The sequence below is a fragment of the Pseudoalteromonas sp. OF7H-1 genome (assembly GCF_022347825.1).
Classification (GTDB): Bacteria; Pseudomonadota; Gammaproteobacteria; order Enterobacterales; family Alteromonadaceae; genus Pseudoalteromonas; species Pseudoalteromonas maricaloris.
In genome coordinates this window covers 1-23891 of record NZ_JAKRFX010000027.1, presented here as the reverse complement: position 1 = coordinate 23891, position 23891 = coordinate 1, and the positions used below count along the sequence as shown (strand labels likewise).

The following is a 23891-nucleotide window of genomic DNA, read 5'->3' as shown; positions in this document are numbered from 1 at the left end:
AATGTCAGCCACTTTTTTCAATGTTTAACTATTTGGGGGAGAAAACTATCACGGCTATATGTGGGCAGCATGAAAAAAGTCAAGCGTAATCAAAAGGAATTTCTTCAATTAATTGTACTTGGTTGTCGTCAATATGCGCTCGATAAGCAATGATTTCTACTCCATGAGAAATTGCTTCTTTTACTAACGCTGCATATTTTTGATCGATATGACTGGCTGGTTTGACACAATTGATCCCTGTATGGAGCGCGGCAAACAGTAACACCGCACGATGACCTTGCTGTTTAATGTGGATTAATTCTCTAAGATGTTTTTGACCTCTTAAGGTTTCTGCATCAGGGAAAAAACCTTGCTGTTGCTCAAGCAAAGTCACCGACTTTACTTCAACGTAGCAGAATTGCGAGGATTGTCCATTTTCGAGGTTGCTCAACAAAATATCAATTCGGCTATTTTCAGCCCCGTATTTCACCTCAGTTTGAAGTGTTTTGTAGCCTTGCAGTTGCGTTATTCTTCCTTGCTCAATGGCCTCTACAGACACTTTATTCGCCACCGCTGTATTTACACAAATAAAGTGACCATCATTATCTTGCGTCAGCTCCAACGAATGAATGTACTTCCGTTTAGGGTTATCGCTGGTGGAATAATAGGCTGTAAATCCCGAGTCTGCACAATTGGTCATTCTACCAGTATTGGCGCAGTGTACGGTGAATTCGTCACCACTTGGGGCGCGTAAATCGACAAGAAAGCGTTTATATCGTTTGAGCAAGGTTGCTTGCTGTAATTGCCTAGAAAACTTCATTGGTCGCTTTAGGTTGGGTGTATTTAGTGGCTAGTGTACACTTAACCACACTTACAAGCACAAGAGTGAAAAGAGAATGTCAGAGAAATTTATTGTACGACTGAGTGAAGACGCAAAACCAGAGTATTTATCTGTTGGTGCGGCATTGTCGTTTGAAAAGGACGGTGCTTTTATCCATTTACAACAAGACGAAACGCTGAAGAATATTCAAAAAGCGGCTCGTAGCATCGCACAACAAGGGATTAAACAAGTTCATCTAGAAGGTGACTTGTGGTGTACTGAATCTCAATGGGCTTTTTATCAAGGGTTTGTGTCACCAAAAGCGTTAGATGGTGTGGTGTTTGTTGACAACGACCAGTCAGATCTAAAAGAGCTTGATGCATTAAAAGCATCGGCAACATGGATGCGTCAGATGATCAACGGCACGGCCGAAGACATTTATCCTGAAAGCCTTGCTGGAAAAGCGGCTGAGTTTATTCAGTCATTGGCACCTGAGCATGTTAGCTATCAAATCATTAAAGGCGACGCGCTGTTAGAGCAGCAATGGATTGGTATCCACGAAGTGGGACGCGGCAGTGAGCGTCCACCAGTATTGCTTGAGCTTGACTACAATCCGACGGGTAATGATGACGCTCCAGTTAGCGCTGCGCTTGTGGGTAAAGGGATCACGTTTGACTCAGGTGGTTACTCAATTAAGCCAAGTGAAGGCATGCTTACGATGAAGTGTGATATGGGCGGGGCGGCAACCGTAACCGCGGGTTTAGCGCTGGCTATTCAACGTGGTTTTGACCGTCGTGTTAAGTTGTTCCTATGTTGTGCTGAGAACCTTATCTCAGGCCATGCCTATAAGTTGGGTGATATTCTTACCTACAAAAATGGTACCACAGTGGAGATCGTAAATACGGATGCAGAGGGCCGCTTAGTGCTTGCTGATGGCTTGATGGCTGCTGGTGAAACAGGCGCAGAGCTTATCATTGACGCCGCGACATTAACGGGCGCTGCGCTCGTTGCTGTAGGCCAAGAGTACAATGCGTTATTTGGTTTAGACAAAACACTTGTTGGTGATGTGCAGCAGTTCGCGAGTGACGAATTTGAAGCCGCGTGGCCATTGCCTCTAGAAAAGTGGCACCAAAATAACTGTCCATCGCCTTATGCGGATACAGCTAACAGCCGGGCGCAAAAAGGTGGCGGCTTTGGTGGTGCATCAAATGCAGCGGGTTTCCTGTCTCGCTTTGTACCAAACGAAGGTCAAGGTTGGGTGCATATCGACCTTGCAGCTTCTTTCCAAAATAGTGCTGGTGGTCAATGGGCTGCAGGCGCAACGACCTTAGGTATGAGAACCGTAGCGAGAACGCTCCAAGAAAAAGCGTAATCATGCTGATAGCCGAGTGTATTCCGCGAGACAGTGGAATACACTCGCTTGTTACCACGTTTAAGACAAGAGTGCAGCAGCGAGCCGCACAAAGTCTGATGAAGTCAGTATTCCAACCAATTTGTTTTGCTCGTCTACCACAGGCATACAGCCATGGCGATTATCGACAAAAAAGCGCACCACATCTTGTAGTGATTGACTTGGGCGCACGCTCGCAAAATCGGTCGCCATAATATCTTGTACTTTTGTTTGCTTTTCTTTTCTTGCAAGCGCATTTGCGCCATAGGTTGCCATTATTCCCATTACCTTGGCGATCATAATCTTTTGCGTGAGCATACCAACCAAGGCTCCTGCTTCATCAATCACTGGAATGTGACGGACATTTTTTTCTTTCATTAAATTATGCGCATCTTGCAAGGTATTTTCAGCAATCACTGCGAACGGATCTGGGGTCATTAAATCAGCTACGGTTTGGGTCATCTGCTACTCCTTTTCACTCCATATGCTTATGTTGAGTTTAGCCTGATCTGTTTGGCATGTATGGAATTGAGATCAAGTTTTGAACTATTTCTCGAAGTACTCCTCTTATGAAGATAACAATAAGAAAGGATAACTCAATGAAAAAGTTACTGATGTTAGGTGCTGTTGCGAGCTTACTTTGCAATTCGGTTTTCGCCGCTGAGCGAAGTGTTGAATATGGTGAGATTAATCAAATTCTAGATTTAATCGCCAACAAAGCGCAGTCGCAATATATCTTGTCTAAATTTACTGTGGAAGTGAAGCAGCCTGATATCGCGCTAGAGGATGTTAAACTTTGGCTGGAGCAAGATGACAAGATCATTGCCAACGGTATCATAGACAAAGACGGCAATATTGATTTACCTATTCTCCCGCAGTCACGTGCTGATCAAGTTAACTTAGTGATCAATCAAGAAAAAGATGCCGTTGCGATTATGGTCAATACGGATATAGCGCCGCTGACTAAGCAGCGGGTTATGTATCGCGATTTGTTTATCCTTTTAGAGGATATGGACGCTTTTGTTGAGTTGATGGCAGGTAGCTTGTCTTGGCTTGCTCCAAGCTTTGATGAACTAGAGTTTACATTTACCGAACCTGCATCAATCCAGTTTGTGGATGCAAAAGGTAAAACCCAAAAGTTTGTGACGGATGATGAGTTTAAGATCCAAATCCCTAATAAGAAAAAGTGGATGAAGCAAAATCCATCCTTGCAATTTAGTGCCTTACCAACGCAGTTTGCGCCCATAGATTAGGGAAGAAAGTCCGTATGCCTGCTAGCAGGCGGGCATATCCTTTTCCATCAGGTAGTTAGTTAACACTTCGCCTCGAACCTTCACTTGTTGTTCCTTTATCACTTGGAAACCAAAATGTTCAAAGAAAGGTTTAGCCGTTTTACTAACATGGGAAAATAAGCGCGTTGTGTTGGTTATTTTGCTGTGTTCTAAGAGTGCGAGCATAAGTGCTTTACCTATGCCTTGGCCTTGATGTTCTGCATGGCAAAAAAAGTGATCAATAAGACCGTCAGCTTGGATATCGGCAAAGCCAACAATTTTACCATTTAGTACGGCGACAAGGGGCTGATTGCTCCTTAATCGGTCTTGCCAGCTTTTATCGACAACGTCGCTATGTGCCCATGCATTAACTTGGCTATTGGAGTAATGCTGTATATTTACCGAGCGTATTGTGTCAAACATAAGCTTGCGTAACACGGCTTCTTCGCCGCTTTGAAATTGTCTGATGATAATCATTGTTAATCTTTATTCTTGGAGCCTTAATTGCCCGGAAATAGCGTGTTGCTCAGCAATCTCTGCAAGTCGTACGTATTTTTGTTCAACCAGTTGAGACACGGGAACCAGTTTGGCATCAATACTTTCAAGCTCAGCTAACTTGGCTGCAAGAAAGGCGGCGGTTTCCTTATATGGGTGTGCAATGATAATAACATGCTCGTGATTATCAAGTAGCTTAAGCATATGTTGCCACTGCTTGTTGAGCGCCTCGGTGGATATATCATTGTCTAGAAAGACCTGTCGAGCGACGTTTTTTACGCCATAAAGGTTGGCCGCATATTGGGCTTGGCTGTGGCTAGTGGTGCGGCTATCTAAAAAGTATAATCCGCGCTTTTTTAGTATTTCCATTGTCCATTTCATTGGCTCTATTTGTTCGGTTAATGCTGAGCCCATGTGATTATTTACGCCTTTAACCTGAGGCAGTGTCGATAGCGCATTGCCAAGTGTCATTTGCAACTGCCACTTTTCCATGTCGGTGGTTAATGCGCCCGGGCCAAGGGCCTTTTCCGTGTCTTGTGCCTGCATTGGCACATGTAATAAAAGCTCGCGTTGTTGACGGCTGGCTGCAAAGGCAAATTGTTGAGAAAAAGGCGTATGAGGCAGGATCGAAAAGGTGATCCCACCCGGCAAAGACAGTAACTCTAAGTCACGTTGGTGATTGCCAATGTCGTCTATAACAATGGCAAACTGTTTTGCTGGCACTGCAAAAGTCATGCAGGCCAGTATTATCCCGATTATTTTTTTTAGCACACAAATTATTATTATAGTTTACAGCCCTACAGGGCTGTTTTTTATTTACTGTGATTGAACTAACGCCAGCGCCTTAGGCCAATGCGAGGCAAGCTGCTCAATACCTGTTGTTTTGATTGATTCTTCACCAGTGATTATAGCGCTTTTATCCAACAGGGAAAGCGCTTGTTTGGTAAAATATACATCGGGCTCTATGCCTTTACCTTCAATTGATGTACCTGCTGGTGTGTAGTATCTCGCTGTCGTTAACTTTAATGCAGTAGTACCATTGCCAATTGGGATCAAGGACTGAACCGAGCCTTTACCATAGGAACGTAAGCCAACGACTAAGGCACGTTTATTATCCTTGAGTGCGGCGGCTAAAATCTCGGCCGCTGAAGCGGAATTATTGTTGATTAATACCAAAATAGGCGCACCATTTAAAATATCTCCCCGCTTTGCAATGTAAGCCTGATTGGCGTCATAGAAGCGGCCTTTGGTCGTGACAATTGTGCCACTATCTAAAAAAAGATCTGAGATTGCCACTGCACTATTAAGTGTACCACCGGGGTTGTCACGTAAATCAATAACCAGCTTTTTCAATGGACTGCCTAACTGTACTTGTAGTCGGTTTATGTGTCTTGCAACATCATGATAGGTGTGATGATTAAAACTGTTGACGCTTAAAAAACCGGTACCGTCGTTTAAGAGTTTACTGGCGACACTTTCAATGACTATCTCTTGACGTTTAAGCTCAAGTGCAACTAACTCGTCTTGTCTTAATACTACTAAATTGATGAGATTTTTATTTGCAGCTTTGAGTAGGGCAGACACTTCTTCTATCGATTTACCCGCGACATTAGCGCCATTGATTGAGTGGAGTTTATCACCGCTCTCTATGCCTGCTTGAGCTGCAGGTGAGTTGGGCAGGGTATCCAAGATAATCACGTAATTATCTTGCTCTTCGACTTCAATACCAAGCCCCGTGTAGCGTCCATTTGCTGCACTGAAGATGGATTCTAAGTCTTCCTCGTTGAGGTATTTAGAGTAGGGATCTAAATTGTCAAAGAGGCTCGACAAGTTGCCCGCGTTGTAGCGACTGAGAGGCAAGTCTTCAACATAATAGGTGTGAATATGATATAGGATTTCATCGATTTCTTGAGCCGAGAACTTTTGTGTAGACGCGTGACTAAAAGCGCTAAAACTTAACAAAAGCAGGAAGCTTAATAATGCAACATAGCGCGCTGCAAGCGCGTAAAAACGGGTTTGTCTATTCATGTGCTGCTCCTCATCAAGGTGCAGCACGGGTTATTCAGTTAACTGGATCTGCACCATTTTATCGGATCTACAGCGCTTCCCTTATGCCGTATTTCAAAGTATAGACCAGGATCTCTTTGTCCGCCGCTTTGTCCTACCAAAGCGATCACTTCACCACTGCGAACTTGATCGCCAACATCGCGAAGCAGCGTTTGTGCGTGGCCATATAGACTCATAAAACCATGACCATGATCGAGCACAATAACCCAGCCAAAGCCATTTAACCAATCTGCATACACGACTTGACCGGGAGCGACACTCGTAATTTCAGCCCCTTCTTTTGCGCCAATGAGGACGCCCTTCCAGTTCATGCCAGCATGCTTGCTTTGGCCGAATTTATACTTAATTCGACCTCTGGTCGGTAAACTCATTTTGCCTTTTAGTTTGGTTAGTCCATCCAAGCGTACTTCGGCTTCTCTTTGCGCTTTGGCAAGCTCTTCTAACGTTTGGATTAAGGTTTGCTCATTTTCTTTTAAATAAGCGATAGCAGAGCGTGTTTCACTGAGTTTGTTATTTAGGTTTGCAAGCTGGTTTTGACGTTCTTGCTGCGCCTTATTGAGCACTTCTAAGCGTTCATTCTGATGGTTTTGTAGCGCTTCTAAGCGTGCTTGTGTTCTTGCTAACTCAGCTTGAGTCTGTGCCAATTCTTGGCCGATAGATTTGAGCTGTTCGAGTTGTTTAATGCGCGCTTTATTTAGGTAATCATAATAGGCAATGGTGCGCTCTAGCTTTGTTGCATGCTCTTGATTAAGTAACATTCTAGAATAATCATGAGAGCCCGTCATGTAGGCACTTTTTAGTTGAGCCGCAAGGATCTTTTCAAATTTTTTCTTGTCGTTTAACAGCGTGATTTCTTGCTTTTTAAGTTCGGCCTGCTCAGTTTGGTTTTCTTTGATCCCGATTTCTGTGAGTGAGATAGCTTTGGCACTTTTGGCAATATCAAGTTCGAAGGCTTTGAGCTTTGCTTCGTGACTGTTAATTTCACCGCGCTGCTTTTCTAATGCTTGTTGGCTCGCTTTAAGCTGTTGCTGAACTTCGCTTAAGTCTTGTTTGGTTCTAGATTCGTTGGCAACAGCGCCCGCTGTTGCCATAAGTAGCGCCGCACCGAGAAGTGCGGCATAGTGAAATGTCGTTTTTAACGGCATACAGGCAGGCCGTTATTTTAAACGCATAATTGGAGTGCCTGTCATCTCGCTAGGCTGCTCCATACCAAGTAAATGCAGCATTGTTGGTGCAACATCGCTTAGGGCTTTTCCTGCTTGTGGCTCTGCATCACGACCTACATAAATAAATGGTACAGGCTCACTAGTGTGTGCTGTGTGAGCTTGGCCCGTTTTCGGGTTTTGCATTTGCTCAGCATTGCCGTGGTCTGCTGTGATCAGAGCTTCACCACCGGTTTCTTCTAACGCTGCAACCACACGACCGATACACTTATCAACGGCTTCACATGCTTTAACTGCGGCTTCGAATACACCTGAGTGTCCAACCATATCACCATTCGGGTAGTTACAGATAATGACGTCAAATTCACCGCTATGAATGGCTTCAACTAACTTATCCGTTAGCATTTCCGAGTTCATCTCTGGCTGCAAGTCGTAAGTGGCGACTTGTGGAGAAGGAATAAGCTCACGTTTTTCACCTTCAAAGAGATCTTCGCGACCGCCGCTAAAGAAGAAAGTGACATGGGCATATTTTTCCGTTTCTGAAATACGCAGCTGAGTTTTGTTGTGCTTAGCTAGCCATTCACCTAACACATTGACAAGTGCTTCAGGCGCGAAAGCGATAGGGGCTTTAATATCGGCAGCGTACTCAGTCATCATAACAAACGCACTTAGGTCCGGTGCTTTGCGTTTTTCGAAGCCGTTAAAGTCAGCATCGACAAAAGCACGGGTCATCTGGCGCGCTCGGTCTGCACGGAAGTTCATAAAGATAACTGTATCACCATCATTGATAGTTGCAGCGGGTTGCCCAGCTTCGGTGATCACAGATGCTTTAACAAACTCATCATTTTCATCACGCGCGTAAGCTGCTTGTAGCGCTTCAACACCATTACTATAAGTAAAATCAGCGTCGCCACTTACCATCAGGTTATAAGCCGACTCGACGCGGTCCCAACGATTGTCACGGTCCATAGCATAGTAGCGGCCAATAATAGACGCTAGGCGGCCACAATTGAGTGACTGCATCAAGGCTTCCATTTTCTCAATTGACGCTTGTGCGCTACGAGGTGGTGTATCGCGACCATCCAAAAATGCGTGCAAATAAACGGTTGCACCGCGCTCAGCTGCTAATTTAATTGCTGCAACAATGTGGTCTTCATGGCTGTGAACGCCACCTGGGCTCAATAACCCCATTAGGTGAACGGCTTTGCCCTTTGCCACGGCTTTGTCGATATTCTCAACCAGAGCTGGATTGTGCTCAAATTCACCATCGTCAATCGCTTTAGTGATCCGCGTGAAGTCTTGATAAACCACACGTCCCGCACCGAGGTTAACGTGGCCAACTTCGGAATTCCCCATTTGTCCATCCGGTAGACCAACATCAAGGCCTGAACCTGAAATCAAGGTGTGCGGAGCAGAGCGCCATAGTTCATCTAATACTGGGGTATTGGCTGCTAAAATAGCATTGCTCTCGCTTTCTTCGCGATAGCCCCAACCGTCTAAAATCATTAATACCAATGGCTTTTTCTTAGCTGTCATTTGCGCTCCTGAAATCCTGAATTAGGCACGATGTTGATGTCTTATAGCAAACGCTGCAAGGTTAGATTTACTAACTTGGGCTACAGCGCTGCGATAAGCTTGCTCTGGTTGCTGGTAAGTAGAATACCTGTTTTTGTATGAATATTCAGCCCCACAGTGATGAATTATCAACTTTGAGATTGATATTTGCTCATGTTGAACAAGTCTGTTTTGTCGAGAATAAAGCAGGTATACTTGCTGCCACTTTATCGTTTAATAATTTTTGGTTGATAAATTAATGGAACAATACGTTGCGTTTTTAGGTAACCATCCGGTACTTAGCATCATTTGGGTTGTGTTAGCCGCGATGTTAGTAAGTAGTTGGTTTAAGAGTCAGTTTTCTAAAATTAGACAAATTAATCCCCAGCAGTTGACTATGCTTGTTAACCGCCAAGATGGTCAGGTACTCGATATGCGTGCAGCAAAAGAGTTTAACCAAGGTCACATTGCAGGTGCTGAGCAGGTGAATGCGGAAAAACTCAAGCAAAAAGATTTTGCTGGTCTTGAAAAACATAAATCTAAGCCCATTATATTGGTCTGTAACACAGGTATGACGGCATCTGCTGTTGCTGATAACATGCACAAAGCTGGATTCGAGCAAGTGTACGTATTATCAGGTGGTATTGGCGCATGGCAAAGTGCGGGTTTACCAATCTCTAACGGAAAATAACTGAGGTCTATGATGAGCCAAGTCGTAATTTACACCAAAGACTATTGTCCTTTTTGTCATCGTGCAAAAGCACTATTAGATGCAAAAGGTGTCACATACACTGAGTATGATATTGGCGCACAGCCTGAGCTTCGTGACGAGATGATCGAAAAAGCCAACGGTGGCTATACTGTGCCACAAATCTTTATCGCTGAGCGCCATATTGGTGGTTGCGACGATATGATGGCGCTTGAAGCGACAGGCGAACTCGATAAGCTATTACAAGCATAAGATTGATTGAGCTTTGGCTCAGCTTACTTTTTTATAATGACTGCTAAGAATTAGCAGGATCACAACAGAATTTAGGAAATTATCATGGCAGAACAAAACCAAGCAGCAGAACAACAACAAGAAGGCGCTCAGTTCAACATTCAACGTATCTATACTAAAGATGTATCGTTTGAAACGCCAAACTCACCAGGTATCTTCCAAAAAGAGTGGACACCAGAAGTTAAGCTAGACATGGACACACGTTCAGCAAAGCTTGATGACAACGTTTTTGAAGTTGTTCTAGCGCTAACGGTAACGGCAACTATTGGTGAAGAAACTGCATTCCTATGTGAAATCCAACAAGCTGGTATCTTTGCAATTGCAGATCTTGAAGAAATGCAAATGGCACACATGCTAGGCGCATTCTGCCCTAACATCCTATTCCCATATGCGCGTGAAGCGGTAGCTAGCCTAGTTAACCGTGGTACTTTCCCACAGTTAAACCTTGCGCCAGTTAACTTTGACGCATTATTCGCTCAGTATATGCAGCAACGTGCGGCTCAAGCACAGCCTGAGCAAACTGCTGACGCATAATTGATGAGTACAGCAAAATCAGCTGTAACTGTATTGGGGGCGGGGTCTTATGGCACCGCCCTTGCTATTTGTTTTGCCCGAAATGGTCACCAAGTGACACTGTGGGGCCGCAATAGCGAACACGTTGAGGCGCTAGCAGCTGAGCGCAAAAACCAACGTTATCTTCCTGACATCCAGTTTCCAAACACGCTTGAACTTGAGGCCGATTTAGAAACGGCTGTTAAGTCTAGCGAGCGTATTTTGGTGGTTGTGCCAAGTCATGCGTTTGCAGACACCTTGAAGAAGATTAAACCTATGCTACTTGAGAATGCAAAAGTAGCTTGGGCAACCAAGGGGCTTGAACCAAATACTGGGCGATTATTGCAAGAGGTTGCATTGGATGTGTTAGGTGATGATGTGCCGCTGGCGGTGCTAAGTGGACCTACTTTTGCAAAAGAAATGGCCGCAGGATTACCTACTGCTATTTCAGTGTCTTCGATTTGTGCAAAGTTTCGTGAAGAGCTCGCAGAGCTGTTGCATTGCGGTCGCTCGTTTAGGGTGTATAGCAACGAAGACTTTATTGGTATTCAGCTCGGTGGTGCGGTCAAAAACGTTATCGCAATTGGCGCGGGCATGTCTGACGGCTTTGGTTTTGGTGCGAATGCCAGAACGGCGCTTATCACCCGAGGACTCGCTGAACTTTGTCGTTTAGGATGTGCGTTAGGCGCGCGCTCTGAAACCTTTATGGGTATGGCAGGGCTTGGTGATCTCATTCTCACTTGTACGGATAACCAGTCGCGTAATCGCCGTTTTGGTCTTGCACTTGGCTCGGGAAAGTCGGTCGATGAGGCGATGTCGAGTATAGGTCAGGTGGTCGAAGGCTATCGCAATACCAAAGAAGTTTATTTACTTGCTAAACGCACTGGTATTGAAATGCCGATCACTGAGCAGATCTATCAAGTGCTTTATGAGCAAAAAGATGTGAAAGAAGCCGCAATGGCGTTGCTTGGTCGCGAAAAGCGAGCTGAGTGATAATCGAATAGAGAGGCGTAGCTACCTCTCTATTACTCTCCAAACTTAATGTTATAGCGACGTTTAAACCACAGTAAAAATGGGATTTCAATCACGCTAAATGCGACAATCGTAAACACCACCCAATTACTCTTAAAAAACACTAACGAAAATTCGATATCCTTACCATAGTACAAACTTCCAGACACGACTAAAGAAACCGCAGTAACCAATAAATCTTGTTTGCTGATACTGGCGAGACTTTTCTCTTTCAACTTTGGGTAAACGAATACGTAGGCCACAAAAAGTAGAATAAAGTTGAGTAAAATAAGCGTTAGCTCAGGTGACATGATTACCTCTATGCCTTGTGTGTCATTCGGCACAAGATAACATAATTTCTTAGCTTAATGCCTCGTGGAAACGCTTTTTATCTGATACTGAACAGGTATAATGGTAAATCCAACTTTTGAGGTGCACATGATCTCCAAGAATCAACAAAAACTACTTCGTGCTTTAGGGCAAAAAAAATATCGCAAACAACATGGCCTGTATTTAGTACAAGGTGAGAAGAATGTGATTGAGTTAGTTGATGCTGGGTTGGCTGTTGAACAGCTGTTCGCGACCAGTGAGTTCATGACAAAGTATAAATCCAAACTCGTTAATATTGCCTGTGTAGAAGCAGAAGAAGATGTGCTGAGTAAGGTGAGTACTTTGGTATCAAATAATGCGGCGATAGCGGTCGTTGCAATGCCGCCAGCAGAAGAAATCAATACTGCTGGGCTGGTGTTGGCATTAGATGGAGTCTCAGACCCGGGTAATCTCGGTACCATTATTCGTCTTGCTGATTGGTATGGATTAACGCAGCTTGTGGTGAGCGAAAACTGCGCCGATCAATTTAACCCTAAAGTGATCAGTGCCACCATGGGCTCATTTGTGCGTGTTAATGTGGTGAGAACCGATCTCGAGGCCTTTTTAAAGCAATATCAAGGTGAGTGCTATGGTGCATTCCTTGGTGGTGAGAGTGTGCATCAGTGCCAATTTAGTCGTAATGCCGTGTTGGTCATGGGCAGCGAGTCTCATGGTATTAGCGATACCATCGCGGCGCACATCAATAAAAAGGTGACTATTCCTGCGTTCGGTGGTGCTGAATCATTGAATGTAGCGATGGCTACCGGGATCATTTTGGATAATATCAAACGCTGTCATTGCTAACTCATAGATCTTACTAATGAATTGCCTTATTCTCAAAAGTAACCGCGAACAACAATAATAAGCTATGCGACTGAGTAGCATCAAACTGGCCGGCTTTAAATCTTTCGTAGAGCCAACCAAGATCCCGTTTCCTGACCAGATGACATGTGTGGTTGGGCCAAACGGCTGTGGTAAGTCTAATGTTATTGATGCAGTGCGCTGGGTACTGGGAGAAAGCTCTGCGAAAAACCTCCGTGGCGATGCCATGACGGACGTTATTTTTAATGGTTCAACCAAACGTAAACCTATCTCGCAAGCTTCTGTAGAACTGATTTTTGATAATACTCAAGGCCGGTTGCCCGGCACGTTTGCAGATCGTAATCAAATTGCCATTAAGCGCTTAGTAACGCGCGATGGCCAATCTCTTTATTTTTTAAATGGTAGTAAGTGCCGTAAGCGCGATATCACGGATATCTTTTTAGGTACTGGCCTAGGTCCTCGCAGTTACGCAATTATCGAGCAAGGGATGATCTCTCGCTTGATCGAAAGTAAGCCGCAAGAGTTAAGAGTTTTTTTAGAAGAAGCCGCCGGAATTTCAAAATACAAAGAGCGTCGACGAGAAACCCAAACTCGGATCAAGAGTACCCGCGAAAACATGGAGCGTTTGCTCGATGTTAGGCAAGAGCTACAGAGTCAGCTAGATAAACTGGCACTTCAAGCACAACAGGCGAGCGAATATAAGTCTTTAAAGTCGCAAGAGCGTGACTTAAAGTCGTGGATAGCAATTTTAAAGTGGCAAAGCCTTGAGCAAAAGCAGGCAATCAAAGCCAAAGAAATTGCCAAACTCAACGAAAAATTAGCATTTTTTAATGAAGCTCACAGTGGCCATGACAGCATTTTAGCGACGCTAGAACATGAAATTAAGCACTTCAATGATGGCTATGAGCAAGCACAACATAGCGTACACCGAATTGAAACCCAGTTGGCAACGCTTGAGCAACAGAAAGTCAATCTAACAGATAAAAAGCGTCAGCTTATTGAGCAGTCCCAAATACTGAAATCACAACAGCAAGAAGTGATTGAGGCGCAAGACGAGCAAGCCGAGTATGTGGCGAGCAGCGCTGAAAAAGTCGCTGAAGTTTCTGAACGACTTGAAATTGCGCTATTGCAACTGGAAGAAATTCAACTCGCAAATGAGCAAAGTGACACAGAGCAAACTCAGTTAGAAGCGCAGTTTAGTGGCGCACAGAAGCAGTACCAACAAATACATGCTCAGGTACAGCAAGGGGCAAGCCAATTAGCGCAACAACAGCAAGCTAAACTGCACGTAGATAAGCGTCAGGCTGAGCTGCTGGAACAGGCCGAAACGCATCACGCATCTATGTTGGAAAATGACTTGGCTGAAGCTCAGGATGCACATCATCAGCTAGTTCAAGCGATGGCAAAATTACAAAGCCAAGCTAGTAAGTTGCAAGGCCAAGAGCAAGCCAATAAAGAAGAAATCTTACAGGCGCAGACTCATGCTCAAAAAGCGCTTCAGGCGCTACAAGAAGTGCAATCTGAAATAAAAGCGTTATCACGCTGGGCAGAGGAAACGTCGGAGACTTCAGCTGCGACTATGTTATCGCAACTTGTTGTTGAGTCTGGGTATGAAGAATGCGTGGAAGCGGCACTGCTTGGGTTGACGCATTTAGTCGTTGAGCAAAGCGAAATGAATACGCTATGGCCCATTGAACTCGAAGTTCCCGTTGATTCCGTCGCGACAAAAATAAGCTCAGGACTGTTCCCCAGCTTTTTAACGAAAATAAAATTATGCGCTGAATCTACAGACTTTAAATCGTGTGAACAATTTCTTCTCGGCGTGACGGTCAGTGGCGTTATTGTGGGGGATAACTTTAAGGCCAAGGCGAAAAGCAATGAAGAGAGTGGCGCGTTAAAACGCTATGCCCAATTGCAGTCATGCCATACTCAGCTTCCTCATTTGCAACAACTCGCTGAAGAGGCTGAACAGGTTGTAGCGCAAAAACACATTGTTCTTGAGAACACGCAAGCTGGCTTATTAAAAACACAGCAATGCGTTCACGAAAAAGCCCAAGCGATCGCCAGCCATAAAACCAAAGTTGAAATGCTGGATGAGAATCTGAGCGCTTGGCGTGAGCAAGGACAAAAAATTCAAGAACAGCTTGATGCCATTGCTCAAGAACGAGACGAGGTCATCGAACAACTTGAACTTTATACTGAACAGCAATTACAACGTGATGAGTTGCTAGCGCAAGTACAACAAACACAACAACTGGCCGAGGCTAAGTTGGCCGAGTTTAAACAACATAGTCAATCTCGACGCGCCGCATTACAAGACGCGCAGCAATTAGTTCATACTACTAAACTTGCGTCGCAGCAGGCAGAAAGTGAACTACAGCTCAGCAATTCTAAGTTGGAACACTTGCAACATCGTCGCGATGAAATAAACCAACGCATCAAACAAACACAAGAAGACATTGTACTTTGTGAAGAGCCACTCGCGGAGGCACATGAAGATATAGAGTTATTGCTCGCCCAACATCTAGAAGCCAAAGCACAAAAGCAAACGATGTTGGATACGCTTAACCAAGCCAAGGAAAACCTCTCCCAAAAACAAGCGGCATTAAAAGATGCACAAGGCGAAGTGAGTAAACTCAATGAGTCTTTGCAACAAGTGAAACTTGAAGAGCAAAGCTTGATGATAAAGGCGCAAGCGGCACTTGAACCTTTGCAGGAGCTTGGTCGGACGCTAAAAGCGGAGCTGGCGCAATTACCTGAAGACGCAAACTTGGGCCAGTATCAAGCCAATTTGAATCGAGTCAGTAATGATCTTGGTAAGTTAGGGGCTGTAAACTTAGCCGCAATTGAAGAGTTTGAAGAAGCGAAGGCACGTAAAACCTATTTAGATACACAGCTGGATGATCTCACTAATGCGTTAGAAACGTTAGAGACGGTGATCAGAAAAATTGATAAAGAGACCAAAACCCGCTTTAGTGCCACCTTTAATCAAGTGAATGAAGATTTAGCCGAGTTGTTTCCTAAAGTGTTTGGTGGGGGGAATGCATATCTAGAATTGACTAGCGATGACCTGCTAGAAAGTGGTGTTTCTATCATGGCAAGGCCGCCAGGTAAGAAAAACTCGACAATTCATCTGTTAAGTGGTGGAGAAAAAGCGCTGACCGCATTATCATTGGTGTTTTCAATATTCAGGCTTAATCCAGCCCCATTCTGTATGCTGGATGAAGTAGATGCACCGCTTGATGACGCAAACGTAGGGCGATTTTGTCGTTTGGTTGAAGAAATGTCGCAAACAGTGCAATTTATTTATATCAGTCATAACAAGGTCGCTATGGAAATGGCGGGTAGACTGACGGGGGTAACCATGGCAGAACCCGGGGTGTCGCGCATGGTTGCCGTAGATATAGAACAAGCGGTGCAAATGGCACAGGCATAACAACAAAAAAGGTGAGCAATGGCCACAGAGTTAAGATGGGCATTAATCGTGATCAGTGCGTTGGTCATAGGCGGGTTACTCATACATGGACTTTGGTCTGTTCGTAAGAAGAACAGCGATAAAGCTTCAAAAAAGGAGCCCAATGAACTCAAAGAGCAAACGCCGAATCATGATAAAGAGTCTGACGAACCTGAAATTGGAGAGATGACCTTTAGTGCGGTGGATGACGAGCCTGCGACTGAGGGCATTATAGCGACGGAAGAGCCTGAAACTGAGGTGCAAACCGAGAGCAGTGGATCTGAAGAGGCTGAGCCTGAAGAGAGTGCATTAGAGCCACAAGACTTTATTATTCTTCACGTTGATATGCCTGAAGGCCTGAAAATGGCAGGTTCAAGGTTGTTACCAACCGTGTTAAGCCTTGGATTTAAATATTCTGATGAGGGCTTCTTTAATCGCCATTTAGAGCCGTCCGGAAATGGTCCTGTGTTATTTAGATTGGTAAACATGTACAACCCAGGTACGTTTGATATCGATAACATGGAACAATTTAGCACCGCTGGCATTAGCCTATTTATGACCTTACCTTGTGAAGGCGATAACTTGGCTGCATTTAATATGCTTCACAGTGCATCGAAAAAACTAGCTGAAGAGTTTGGCGCAACCGTACTTGATAAAGACCGCGAACCGTTAACGGTTGAGGCCGTGCGCGGTTATGTTGAAAAAGTGCGTGAATTCGCCGCTTAATCGCTACTTAGAATCATTTTTAAGCCACTGGCATCCGCTGGTGGCTTTTTACGTTTAGAGGTTTAAATGTCAGACAACATTGAAAGCCAAGTTGCAGCACTTAGGCAGCAACTCGAAGATTACAATTACCAATATTATGTTTTAGATAACCCAAGTGTGCCTGATGCGGAATATGATCGTGTGATGCGCCAGTTGATGGCGCTTGAGCAGCAGCATCCTGAGTTACAAAGTCCTGATTCCCCATCGCAGAAAGTGGGTGGTGAAGCGCTTAGCAAGTTTGAGCAAGTAACACACAGAGTACCTATGTTGTCGCTTGATAATGCCTTCGACGAGAGTGAATTTACGGCATTTAATCGCCGTTTAAAAGAGCGCCTACTGACAAGTAAAGATGTTACTTTTTGCTGTGAACCAAAGCTCGATGGCTTGGCGGTGTCTATTTTGTATCGTGATGGTGTGCTCGTTCAAGCGGCGACAAGGGGAGACGGTCAAGTTGGGGAAAACATCACTGAGAACGTCAAAACCATTCGCAATATTCCGCTGAAACTGCGTGGAGAACATATTCCGCATGAAGTAGAAGTGCGTGGTGAAGTTTTTATGGATACTGCGGGTTTCATTAAGCTAAATGAAAAGGCGCAAGCGAAAGGTGATAAGACCTTTGCAAACCCAAGAAATGCGGCAGCGGGAAGTCTGCGCCAATTAGACTCAAAAATTACCGCTAAGCGTCCGTTGATGTTTTATGCTTATTCTATGGGCTTGGTTGAAGGCGGTGAACTGGCCAACGAGCATTATGCGCAGCTACAGCAATTACAAGGTTGGGGCTTGCCAATGAGCCCTGAGACAAAGCTTGTCGATAATGCACAGCAAGCTTTGGCTTATTATCAAGATATCATGACGCGCCGTGCTGAGCTTCCCTATGAAATTGATGGCGTAGTGATCAAAGTGAATGATAAAGCGCAGCAAGAGCAGCTTGGTTTTGTTGCTCGCGCGCCGCGTTGGGCGATTGCATTTAAGTTCCCTGCACAAGAAGAGATCACTCAGCTGCTTGATGTTGAGTTTCAGGTCGGTCGTACTGGTGCTATCACGCCCGTTGCACGTTTAGAGCCTGTTTTTGTTGGTGGTGTTACGGTATCGAATGCCACGCTTCATAATGGTGATGAAATTGCGCGGTTAGGTGTAAAGATTGGTGATACCGTTATTGTACGCCGAGCTGGGGATGTGATCCCTCAGGTAACTCAGGTCGTTTTAGATAGGCGTCCTGATGATGCCAAAGAGATTGAGTTCCCAGATACTTGTCCGGTGTGTGATTCTCATGTTGAACGTGTTGAAGGAGAAGCGGTTGCGCGTTGTACTGGCGGTTTAGTGTGCCGTGCACAACGTAAAGAAGCAATTAAGCACTTTGCATCGAGAAAGGCCCTCGACATAGATGGGCTTGGCGACAAAATAGTTGAGCAGTTAGTTGAGCGAGAGCTTATCAAGACGCCTGCTGATTTGTTTATCTTAAAGCAGGGCCATTTTGAGTCTCTTGAACGTATGGGGCCAAAGTCTGCTAAAAACTTGGTTGCGGCACTTGAAGAGGCAAAGCAAACAACGTTAGCCAAATTTTTGTATTCGCTTGGGATCAGAGAAGTCGGTGAAGCGACAGCACAAAACTTGGCAAATCACTTCCTGACGCTTGAAAAAGTGATGGCCGCCTCCATTGATACTCTACAGCAAGTAAGTGATGTTGGTGTTGTTGTTGCGCAGCACATTCATAGCTTTTTTGCCGAGCAGCATAATCAAGAAGTGGTAACTGCATTGATCGAAGTGGGTGTAACTTGGCAAGATGTTGCAGCACCGTCAGAGGATACACAACCTTTAGCAGGGCTAACTTATGTATTGACTGGAACCTTGAGCCAATTGAACCGCAACGATGCTAAAGCGAGATTGCAAGCGCTTGGCGCTAAGGTCGCGGGTAGTGTGTCGAAAAATACGGATGCAGTTTATGCCGGCGAAAAAGCAGGCTCTAAGCTCACTAAGGCACAAGAACTAGGTGTTGAGGTGTTCGATGAAGAGGCGCTGATCGCACTGTTAAACAAATACGAGTAGTAAAATGAAATCAGTAACACGATACGGCCCTGAATACTGGGATAAATATGGCGTTTATCGTACGCCAATCGCTTTTAATTTAGCGCTGGTTGTGTTGCTCCGCCCGTTGCTTATTTGGGTGTTTTCTGCACTTGCGAGACGCCCAGACTTGGATTTGATGTCGTTATTCTTTGAGTCTAAGTTTCACTTTTTTGTCGCGACAGGGATCGCTTGTATCGCGCTCATACCAACCGTTGTGTTTTCTCTTAGGCGACCAACAAGCTCTCCAAAGCTGGCAGCCGTCTGGCGTTATATGCGTTTGCCACTTATATTAACAGCAGTACTCGATTTAGCGTGGTTGATCCTGCAAGCTGGGAAAACCCATTATAGTTTTTCTCCTTATATTGCCGTACAAATTGTGTTGGTGAGTTGGGTACTTTTATATTTAATTAAAAGCCGCTATCTAAGTTGCTTTTTTGGCGATTGGCCACTTCCTGTTGAAGAGCAAAAGACAGAAGTAAACAAGAGAGAGAATTGAGATGTTAAAGTGGTTAGACATACTAAACTTTGCCAGAAATGGTAATCCTGTTGCTCCTCGCCGAGTTGAAAAATCGGACCAGCAATGGCAATCAGAGCTTGCTCCAGAAATTTACATGATCACCAGGAAAAAGGGGACTGAACGCCCGTTTAGCTCACAAAGTTGTCAGCTTTTTGAACCTGGTAAATACTACTGTGTATGCTGTGGCGAGTTGTTATTCGATGCCGAAGAAAAGTTTGATAGTGGCTCTGGTTGGCCCTCGTTTACACAGCCTGCAGCAGTGGAAGCGGTTGCGTATCATGGCGATAAGAGCCATGGAATGACGCGCGTCGAAATCACTTGTAACGTGTGTGATAGCCACTTAGGTCACGTATTCCCTGACGGCCCTGAACCAAGTGGACTGCGTTATTGTGTTAATGCCCTTGCAATGGAAAAGAAATAGCTCAATTGCAATAAAACAAGTGATTACTCAAAGTCGAGTTTCATTTCATTTAGTTTAGCTTTGAGTTTACCGTAGCGGATCTGCTGTTCACTATCCAACTCAGACTGATTTAGCAAGGTAGTACAACGCTTTGCTAAATTGGAATTAAATGTACTTCCTGACTTAGCGCAACTATCACTCATACATTGCAGTAAATTCAGCGCTATTCCCGAGTTTTTAGGCATAATTCTAAATGCTTGAGTGAATGCCTCCAAAGCGGTTTCATATTGTCCTTTGTTAAACTGTGTGACCGCATGGTTATTGAGCTCTCTTGGGCCCATGGTGATCTCTTTTTTCTCTTGCTGCTGCTGATATAGATAGTGCATTGTGATGGGATCTGCGCTTGAGTTGTGGCGCTCACAGTGTGCAATAACTTGACTAAATAGCTCCTGAGCTTTGTGGTTTAATCCCACCTCATGTAGTGCTTTTGCTTTGTCTAAAGTGGAATCTACCGAGCGAATAACGGGTTCATCTTCTAACTGTTCTAGCAGTTGTTTCGCTTTTTTATGCTCATCTTTTAGATAATGGACGCGGGCGTTGAGGACATCGATTTGCGCTTGGGTTTGTGCGTTTGGAAATTGGTGCTTTAAATCACTCAAGTATTGTTGTGTCTGCCTTGTGAGACGAGTAACTTGGTCTGATTGATCGGTACTCAGGGCAAAGTCTATTCCAGCTCGTGCTGCATTCAAATACACTTCGGGTTTGTCATGGATCGAGTAGCGCGCGAAACTTGCGATATCTTTATGTGCTTTATAGCTGGCTTCATAGTCGTGATTAATTTGCGCAACTCGACCAAGTGACTGTTGCCTATTTATGTTTCTGGGTGCCATCTCAATTGCTTGCTCTAACAATTGTTGGGCATTCTCATATTGGTTTAGCTTTATTTCGAGTTTGCTCAATAAATCGAGCGCAGGAAGACGAGTTTCCGGTCGCTCGATTAAGGTTTTTAACATCTTTTGAGCAATAACATCTTCATTGTTGGTAATGAGCGCCTCGACCAAGCCTAGCTTAGCCCATGTAAACTTTTGCAGAGCCAAAACCGACTTGTAAAAAGACTTAGCTTCTTCTAGTTGATTAAGTCTGAGTAGAAGTTCTCCTTTTAGCTTTAGGAGTAGGGAAGTGTAGTTATGATCTTTGTTGTCTAGTTCTAGATCTAGCGCTTTTAAGGCCTTTGAATAGTTCTTATCGTCTACAAGCAAGTTTATATGCCTTAAAGCCTGTTTACGCTTTAAAACTCGTTCTATACGGTTTTGTAGTTCTTTTATTGAAAAGGGCTTAACTAAAAAGTCATCGGGTTGGAGTTCGATAATACTATGGACTAACTCGGGGCTAGTTTCAGAAGAAATAAAAATAAAAGCGGTACTTGAGCGAATTAACTGTTTGGACCGTAACTCTTCATAAAATTGATAGCCATTTTGCTTTTTTGCTAAACCAAAAGAGCATACGATGAGATCAAACTTATTGATAGTGCAAAGCTCTTTTGCACTGTCTGCACTTTCTGCAAATTTTAAATTTCTGAAATCTAACTGTTCTAAAGATTGTTTCATATAGCTCAATGCTAATGGTTGATCTTCAACGATTAACATTTTGGCATTTTGAATAGATGGAGCTGACATAGAAACAATTTTTAGACAATGGCTTTGCTTCTAGTCTAGTACTTAGGTGTAGTTTTGAAAACAAAAATTAACTCATTTTTAGTAGGTTAGTCTATTTAGCTTATCCCAACTATTTACTGAGGTTAGTGGCAAAATTGTTAAGGATATAACTAAAATTTGGGAGGCTAAGAAGAGTAACTAATTAGTTAATAAATGAGAAAAACGAGGTTGTTTCTATGGGCTTTATGGCAGGTTTAAATTTATTCAGTTTGATGTGCTGTTTGAGTATGTGACAAGTAACAATGACTATAAATAAAGTGAAAAAGTGTCTTGTACTAGATTTAAAGTTATGGTTTTAGCCTTGCTTAGATTTAGCGTGATGTTTTGTATCGGCCACTCTATCTAGAAAATAAAGTGGTGGGTTGTACTGGACTTGAACCAGTGACCCTCGCCTTGTAAGGGCGATGCTCTCCCAACTGAGCTAACAACCCGAATTGTGTTTCAATTTATACTCTTGAATCGAGTTTAATGTCCAATTCTAATCTAAGAGTAGAAATGGTGGGTTGTACTGGACTTGAACCTGTGACCCTTGCCTTGATCAGGCTTAGTGCGATGCTTTGCATCGATCACTCTATCTAATAAAGAATAAAGTGGTGGGTTGTACTGGACTTGAACCAGTGACCCTCGCCTTGTAAGGGCGATGCTCTCCCAACTGAGCTAACAACCCAAATTGTGTTTCAATTTATACTCTTGAATCGAGTTTAATATCCAATTCTAATCTAAGAATAGAATTGGTGGGTTGTACTGGACTTGAACCAGTGACCCTCGCCTTGTAAGGGCGATGCTCTCCCAACTGAGCTAACAACCCAAATTGTGTTTCAATTTATACTCTTGAATAGAGTTTAATGTCCAATTCTAATCTAAGAGTAGAAATGGTGGGTTGTACTGGACTTGAACCAGTGACCCTCGCCTTGTAAGGGCGATGCTCTCCCAACTGAGCTAACAACCCAAATTGTGTTTCAATTTATACTCTTGAATAGAGTTTAATGTCCAATTCTAATCTAAGAGTAGAAATGGTGGGTTGTACTGGACTTGAACCAGTGACCCTCGCCTTGTAAGGGCGATGCTCTCCCAACTGAGCTAACAACCCAAATTGTGTTTCAATTTATACTCTTGAATCGAGTTTAATATCCAATTCTAATCTAAGAATAGAATTGGTGGGTTGTACTGGACTTGAACCAGTGACCCTCGCCTTGTAAGGGCGATGCTCTCCCAACTGAGCTAACAACCCAAATTGTATTACAACGTCTGCCGTTGTGGGGCGGTATTATAGGTTTAGTTTGAAAAGAGTCAACACTTAACTTTAAAAAACTATACTGTGTGATGTTTTTATGTTCAATGCTTTAAGCTCTTCATTATAGAAGAGGTGAGGGGTCTTATATTTTTGGTCCAAGAATCTCTTAACTTGGGGGAAATAGGTTGCTGAGCTTTGTATGCTATAGCGCGGGATCAAGCTGGATTAGGTACCATGCTGAAAAAGAAAAGAGCCGTAAATCACTCTGGCCTAATTGGATGTAAAACAAAAACGCAGAGGTGCGGTAACTATGCGTTTTAAATTGTGTAATAAATAATCCAATTCAAGGTGTTAGGCTTGCAAAGGGGAGCTGTTTGGTTATATTCTACGCTTCTTGATTTAAAATGAATCAGTTAGAAAAAACTTTCATAAAAGTTGTTGACTTTATTTTTGCTCCTGCATAGAATGCGCCCCGCACTCAGCGATACAGGCTAGCAGTTCAAGTCTGACTATTATGGGGCTATAGCTCAGCTGGGAGAGCGCTTGCATGGCATGCAAGAGGTCGACGGTTCGATCCCGTCTAGCTCCACCAATTTATCGTTAGTGCATATGTCCTAGTACATAATTCAAATGGCAACGCCTCGAGTGCGAAGTTGTTTGATATTGTGTCCCCTTCGTCTAGAGGCCTAGGACACCGCCCTTTCACGGCGGTAACAGGGGTTCGAATCCCCTAGGGGACGCCACTTATTTTGGTAGGTAACTCGGTTAGCAAGAGGATAAACAGCTAAATAAAGTCCTAGTGACACAGAAAAACTTTCTGTTTTTTGATAAGACCATTCGCCTCGCAGGCTCGGTCTCATCTAACGCAGAAATAGCAAATCGATGATTTGCAAAACAATTTCTGCGTCCCCTTCGTCTAGAGGCCTAGGACACCGCCCTTTCACGGCGGTAACAGGGGTTCGAATCCCCTAGGGGACGCCACTTACTTCGGTAGGTAACTCGGTTAGTAAGAGGATAAACAGCTAAATAAAGTCCTAGTGACACAGAAAACTTTCTGTTTTTGATAGGGCCATTCGCCTCGCAGGCTCGGTCTCATCTAACACAGAAATAGCAAATCGATGATTTGCAAAACAATTTCTGCGTCCCCTTCGTCTAGAGGCCTAGGACACCGCCCTTTCACGGCGGTAACAGGGGTTCGAATCCCCTAGGGGACGCCACTTACTTTGGTAAGTAACTCGGTTAGCAA

21 protein-coding genes and 10 tRNA genes are annotated in these 23891 nt (G+C 44.1%); 16 read left to right on the top strand and 15 right to left on the bottom strand.

Annotated features, from left to right (window positions below):
* Positions 1 to 79: 79 nt before the first annotated feature.
* Entirely contained in the window at positions 80 to 799 is a 720-nt protein-coding gene (gene sfsA / locus MHN30_RS22715) for a DNA/RNA nuclease SfsA (protein ID WP_045990313.1), read from the bottom strand.
* 76 nt (positions 800 to 875) lie between these two features.
* Between sfsA and pepB the strand changes: the two genes are divergently transcribed.
* A complete protein-coding gene (gene pepB, locus MHN30_RS22710) occupies positions 876 to 2171 on the top strand; it encodes an aminopeptidase PepB (protein ID WP_239361194.1) in 1296 nt (431 codons plus the stop codon).
* 60 nt (positions 2172 to 2231) lie between these two features.
* Here the strand turns inward: pepB and MHN30_RS22705 are convergent, their stop codons facing one another.
* Positions 2232 to 2651 carry a CBS domain-containing protein gene (locus MHN30_RS22705; protein ID WP_010378791.1) on the bottom strand — a complete coding sequence of 140 codons (420 nt, stop codon included), beginning with the start codon at positions 2649 to 2651 and terminating at the stop codon, positions 2232 to 2234.
* Positions 2652 to 2788: 137 nt separating this feature from the next.
* On the opposite strand from MHN30_RS22705, the gene MHN30_RS22700 reads away from it, so the two are divergent.
* The gene (locus tag MHN30_RS22700; RefSeq protein WP_211858584.1) at positions 2789 to 3442 is read left to right on the top strand and encodes a DUF2987 domain-containing protein; all 654 of its coding nucleotides are present in this window, start codon (positions 2789 to 2791) and stop codon (positions 3440 to 3442) included.
* A gap of 21 nt (positions 3443 to 3463) precedes the next feature.
* Here MHN30_RS22700 and MHN30_RS22695 read toward each other — a convergent pair whose 3' ends face one another.
* The 5 genes from MHN30_RS22695 to gpmM form a co-directional block, all read right to left on the bottom strand.
* Positions 3464 to 3937 carry a GNAT family N-acetyltransferase gene (locus MHN30_RS22695; protein WP_239361193.1) on the bottom strand — a complete coding sequence of 158 codons (474 nt, stop codon included), beginning with the start codon at positions 3935 to 3937 and terminating at the stop codon, positions 3464 to 3466.
* Positions 3938 to 3946: 9 nt separating this feature from the next.
* Complete coding sequence (locus tag MHN30_RS22690) at positions 3947 to 4690, bottom strand: divergent polysaccharide deacetylase family protein (RefSeq protein ID WP_045990310.1); 744 nt, start codon at positions 4688 to 4690, stop codon at positions 3947 to 3949.
* Between the two features lie 81 nt (positions 4691 to 4771).
* Positions 4772 to 5983, bottom strand: a complete 1212-nt coding sequence (locus MHN30_RS22685) for a S41 family peptidase (protein ID WP_239361192.1) — start codon at positions 5981 to 5983, stop codon at positions 4772 to 4774.
* Positions 5984 to 6021: 38 nt separating this feature from the next.
* Positions 6022 to 7167, bottom strand: coding sequence for a peptidoglycan DD-metalloendopeptidase family protein (locus MHN30_RS22680; protein ID WP_239361190.1), 1146 nt, complete (start codon positions 7165 to 7167; stop codon positions 6022 to 6024).
* Between the two features lie 12 nt (positions 7168 to 7179).
* The gene (gene gpmM, locus MHN30_RS22675) at positions 7180 to 8721 is read right to left on the bottom strand and encodes a 2,3-bisphosphoglycerate-independent phosphoglycerate mutase (RefSeq protein WP_010607579.1); all 1542 of its coding nucleotides are present in this window, start codon (positions 8719 to 8721) and stop codon (positions 7180 to 7182) included.
* A 277-nt stretch (positions 8722 to 8998) separates the two neighbouring features.
* On the opposite strand from gpmM, the gene MHN30_RS22670 reads away from it, so the two are divergent.
* From MHN30_RS22670 to gpsA, 4 genes are all read left to right on the top strand, one after another.
* Positions 8999 to 9430, top strand: a complete 432-nt coding sequence (locus MHN30_RS22670; RefSeq protein WP_045990306.1) for a rhodanese-like domain-containing protein — start codon at positions 8999 to 9001, stop codon at positions 9428 to 9430.
* Between the two features lie 12 nt (positions 9431 to 9442).
* Positions 9443 to 9700 (top strand): glutaredoxin 3, encoded by a 258-nt coding sequence (gene grxC / locus MHN30_RS22665; RefSeq protein ID WP_069022190.1) that lies wholly within the window; start codon positions 9443 to 9445, stop codon positions 9698 to 9700.
* Positions 9701 to 9784: 84 nt separating this feature from the next.
* Complete coding sequence (gene secB / locus MHN30_RS22660) at positions 9785 to 10273, top strand: protein-export chaperone SecB (RefSeq protein ID WP_010607582.1); 489 nt, start codon at positions 9785 to 9787, stop codon at positions 10271 to 10273.
* A 3-nt stretch (positions 10274 to 10276) separates the two neighbouring features.
* Positions 10277 to 11284: an NAD(P)H-dependent glycerol-3-phosphate dehydrogenase gene (gene gpsA, locus MHN30_RS22655; protein WP_010607583.1), complete on the top strand. Its 1008-nt coding sequence runs from the start codon at positions 10277 to 10279 to the stop codon at positions 11282 to 11284.
* 32 nt (positions 11285 to 11316) lie between these two features.
* Here gpsA and MHN30_RS22650 read toward each other — a convergent pair whose 3' ends face one another.
* A complete protein-coding gene (locus MHN30_RS22650) occupies positions 11317 to 11613 on the bottom strand; it encodes a hypothetical protein (RefSeq protein WP_010378819.1) in 297 nt (98 codons plus the stop codon).
* A 127-nt stretch (positions 11614 to 11740) separates the two neighbouring features.
* On the opposite strand from MHN30_RS22650, the gene MHN30_RS22645 reads away from it, so the two are divergent.
* The 6 genes from MHN30_RS22645 to msrB all read left to right on the top strand — a co-directional run bounded on the left by MHN30_RS22645 (position 11741) and on the right by msrB (position 19717).
* Positions 11741 to 12475, top strand: a complete 735-nt coding sequence (locus MHN30_RS22645; RefSeq protein WP_205992050.1) for an RNA methyltransferase — start codon at positions 11741 to 11743, stop codon at positions 12473 to 12475.
* 64 nt (positions 12476 to 12539) lie between these two features.
* The gene (locus tag MHN30_RS22640) at positions 12540 to 15929 is read left to right on the top strand and encodes an AAA family ATPase (protein ID WP_239361188.1); all 3390 of its coding nucleotides are present in this window, start codon (positions 12540 to 12542) and stop codon (positions 15927 to 15929) included.
* 18 nt (positions 15930 to 15947) lie between these two features.
* On the top strand, positions 15948 to 16673 hold the full coding sequence (gene zipA / locus MHN30_RS22635; RefSeq protein ID WP_130163430.1) for a cell division protein ZipA: 726 nt from the start codon (positions 15948 to 15950) through the stop codon (positions 16671 to 16673).
* 66 nt (positions 16674 to 16739) lie between these two features.
* Complete coding sequence (gene ligA, locus MHN30_RS22630) at positions 16740 to 18758, top strand: NAD-dependent DNA ligase LigA (RefSeq protein WP_239361186.1); 2019 nt, start codon at positions 16740 to 16742, stop codon at positions 18756 to 18758.
* A 4-nt stretch (positions 18759 to 18762) separates the two neighbouring features.
* Positions 18763 to 19275: a DUF2919 domain-containing protein gene (locus tag MHN30_RS22625; protein WP_045990300.1), complete on the top strand. Its 513-nt coding sequence runs from the start codon at positions 18763 to 18765 to the stop codon at positions 19273 to 19275.
* A 1-nt stretch (position 19276) separates the two neighbouring features.
* Positions 19277 to 19717, top strand: a complete 441-nt coding sequence (gene msrB, locus MHN30_RS22620; RefSeq protein ID WP_039491435.1) for a peptide-methionine (R)-S-oxide reductase MsrB — start codon at positions 19277 to 19279, stop codon at positions 19715 to 19717.
* Between the two features lie 23 nt (positions 19718 to 19740).
* Here the strand turns inward: msrB and MHN30_RS22615 are convergent, their stop codons facing one another.
* The 7 genes from MHN30_RS22615 to MHN30_RS22585 all read right to left on the bottom strand — a co-directional run bounded on the left by MHN30_RS22615 (position 19741) and on the right by MHN30_RS22585 (position 22642).
* Positions 19741 to 21372: a response regulator gene (locus MHN30_RS22615; RefSeq protein ID WP_039491432.1), complete on the bottom strand. Its 1632-nt coding sequence runs from the start codon at positions 21370 to 21372 to the stop codon at positions 19741 to 19743.
* Between the two features lie 394 nt (positions 21373 to 21766).
* Positions 21767 to 21842: transfer RNA gene (locus MHN30_RS22610), tRNA-Val, on the bottom strand.
* A 160-nt stretch (positions 21843 to 22002) separates the two neighbouring features.
* Positions 22003 to 22078 (bottom strand) — tRNA-Val (locus MHN30_RS22605).
* Between the two features lie 65 nt (positions 22079 to 22143).
* A tRNA-Val gene (locus MHN30_RS22600) sits at positions 22144 to 22219 on the bottom strand.
* Between the two features lie 65 nt (positions 22220 to 22284).
* A tRNA-Val gene (locus tag MHN30_RS22595) sits at positions 22285 to 22360 on the bottom strand.
* Between the two features lie 65 nt (positions 22361 to 22425).
* Positions 22426 to 22501: transfer RNA gene (locus MHN30_RS22590), tRNA-Val, on the bottom strand.
* A 65-nt stretch (positions 22502 to 22566) separates the two neighbouring features.
* A tRNA-Val gene (locus MHN30_RS22585) sits at positions 22567 to 22642 on the bottom strand.
* Positions 22643 to 23161: 519 nt separating this feature from the next.
* On the opposite strand from MHN30_RS22585, the gene MHN30_RS22580 reads away from it, so the two are divergent.
* From MHN30_RS22580 to MHN30_RS22565, 4 genes are all read left to right on the top strand, one after another.
* Positions 23162 to 23237 (top strand) — tRNA-Ala (locus MHN30_RS22580).
* A gap of 75 nt (positions 23238 to 23312) precedes the next feature.
* Positions 23313 to 23388 (top strand) — tRNA-Glu (locus MHN30_RS22575).
* Between the two features lie 162 nt (positions 23389 to 23550).
* A tRNA-Glu gene (locus MHN30_RS22570) sits at positions 23551 to 23626 on the top strand.
* A gap of 160 nt (positions 23627 to 23786) precedes the next feature.
* Positions 23787 to 23862 (top strand) — tRNA-Glu (locus tag MHN30_RS22565).
* Positions 23863 to 23891: the final 29 nt, after the last annotated feature.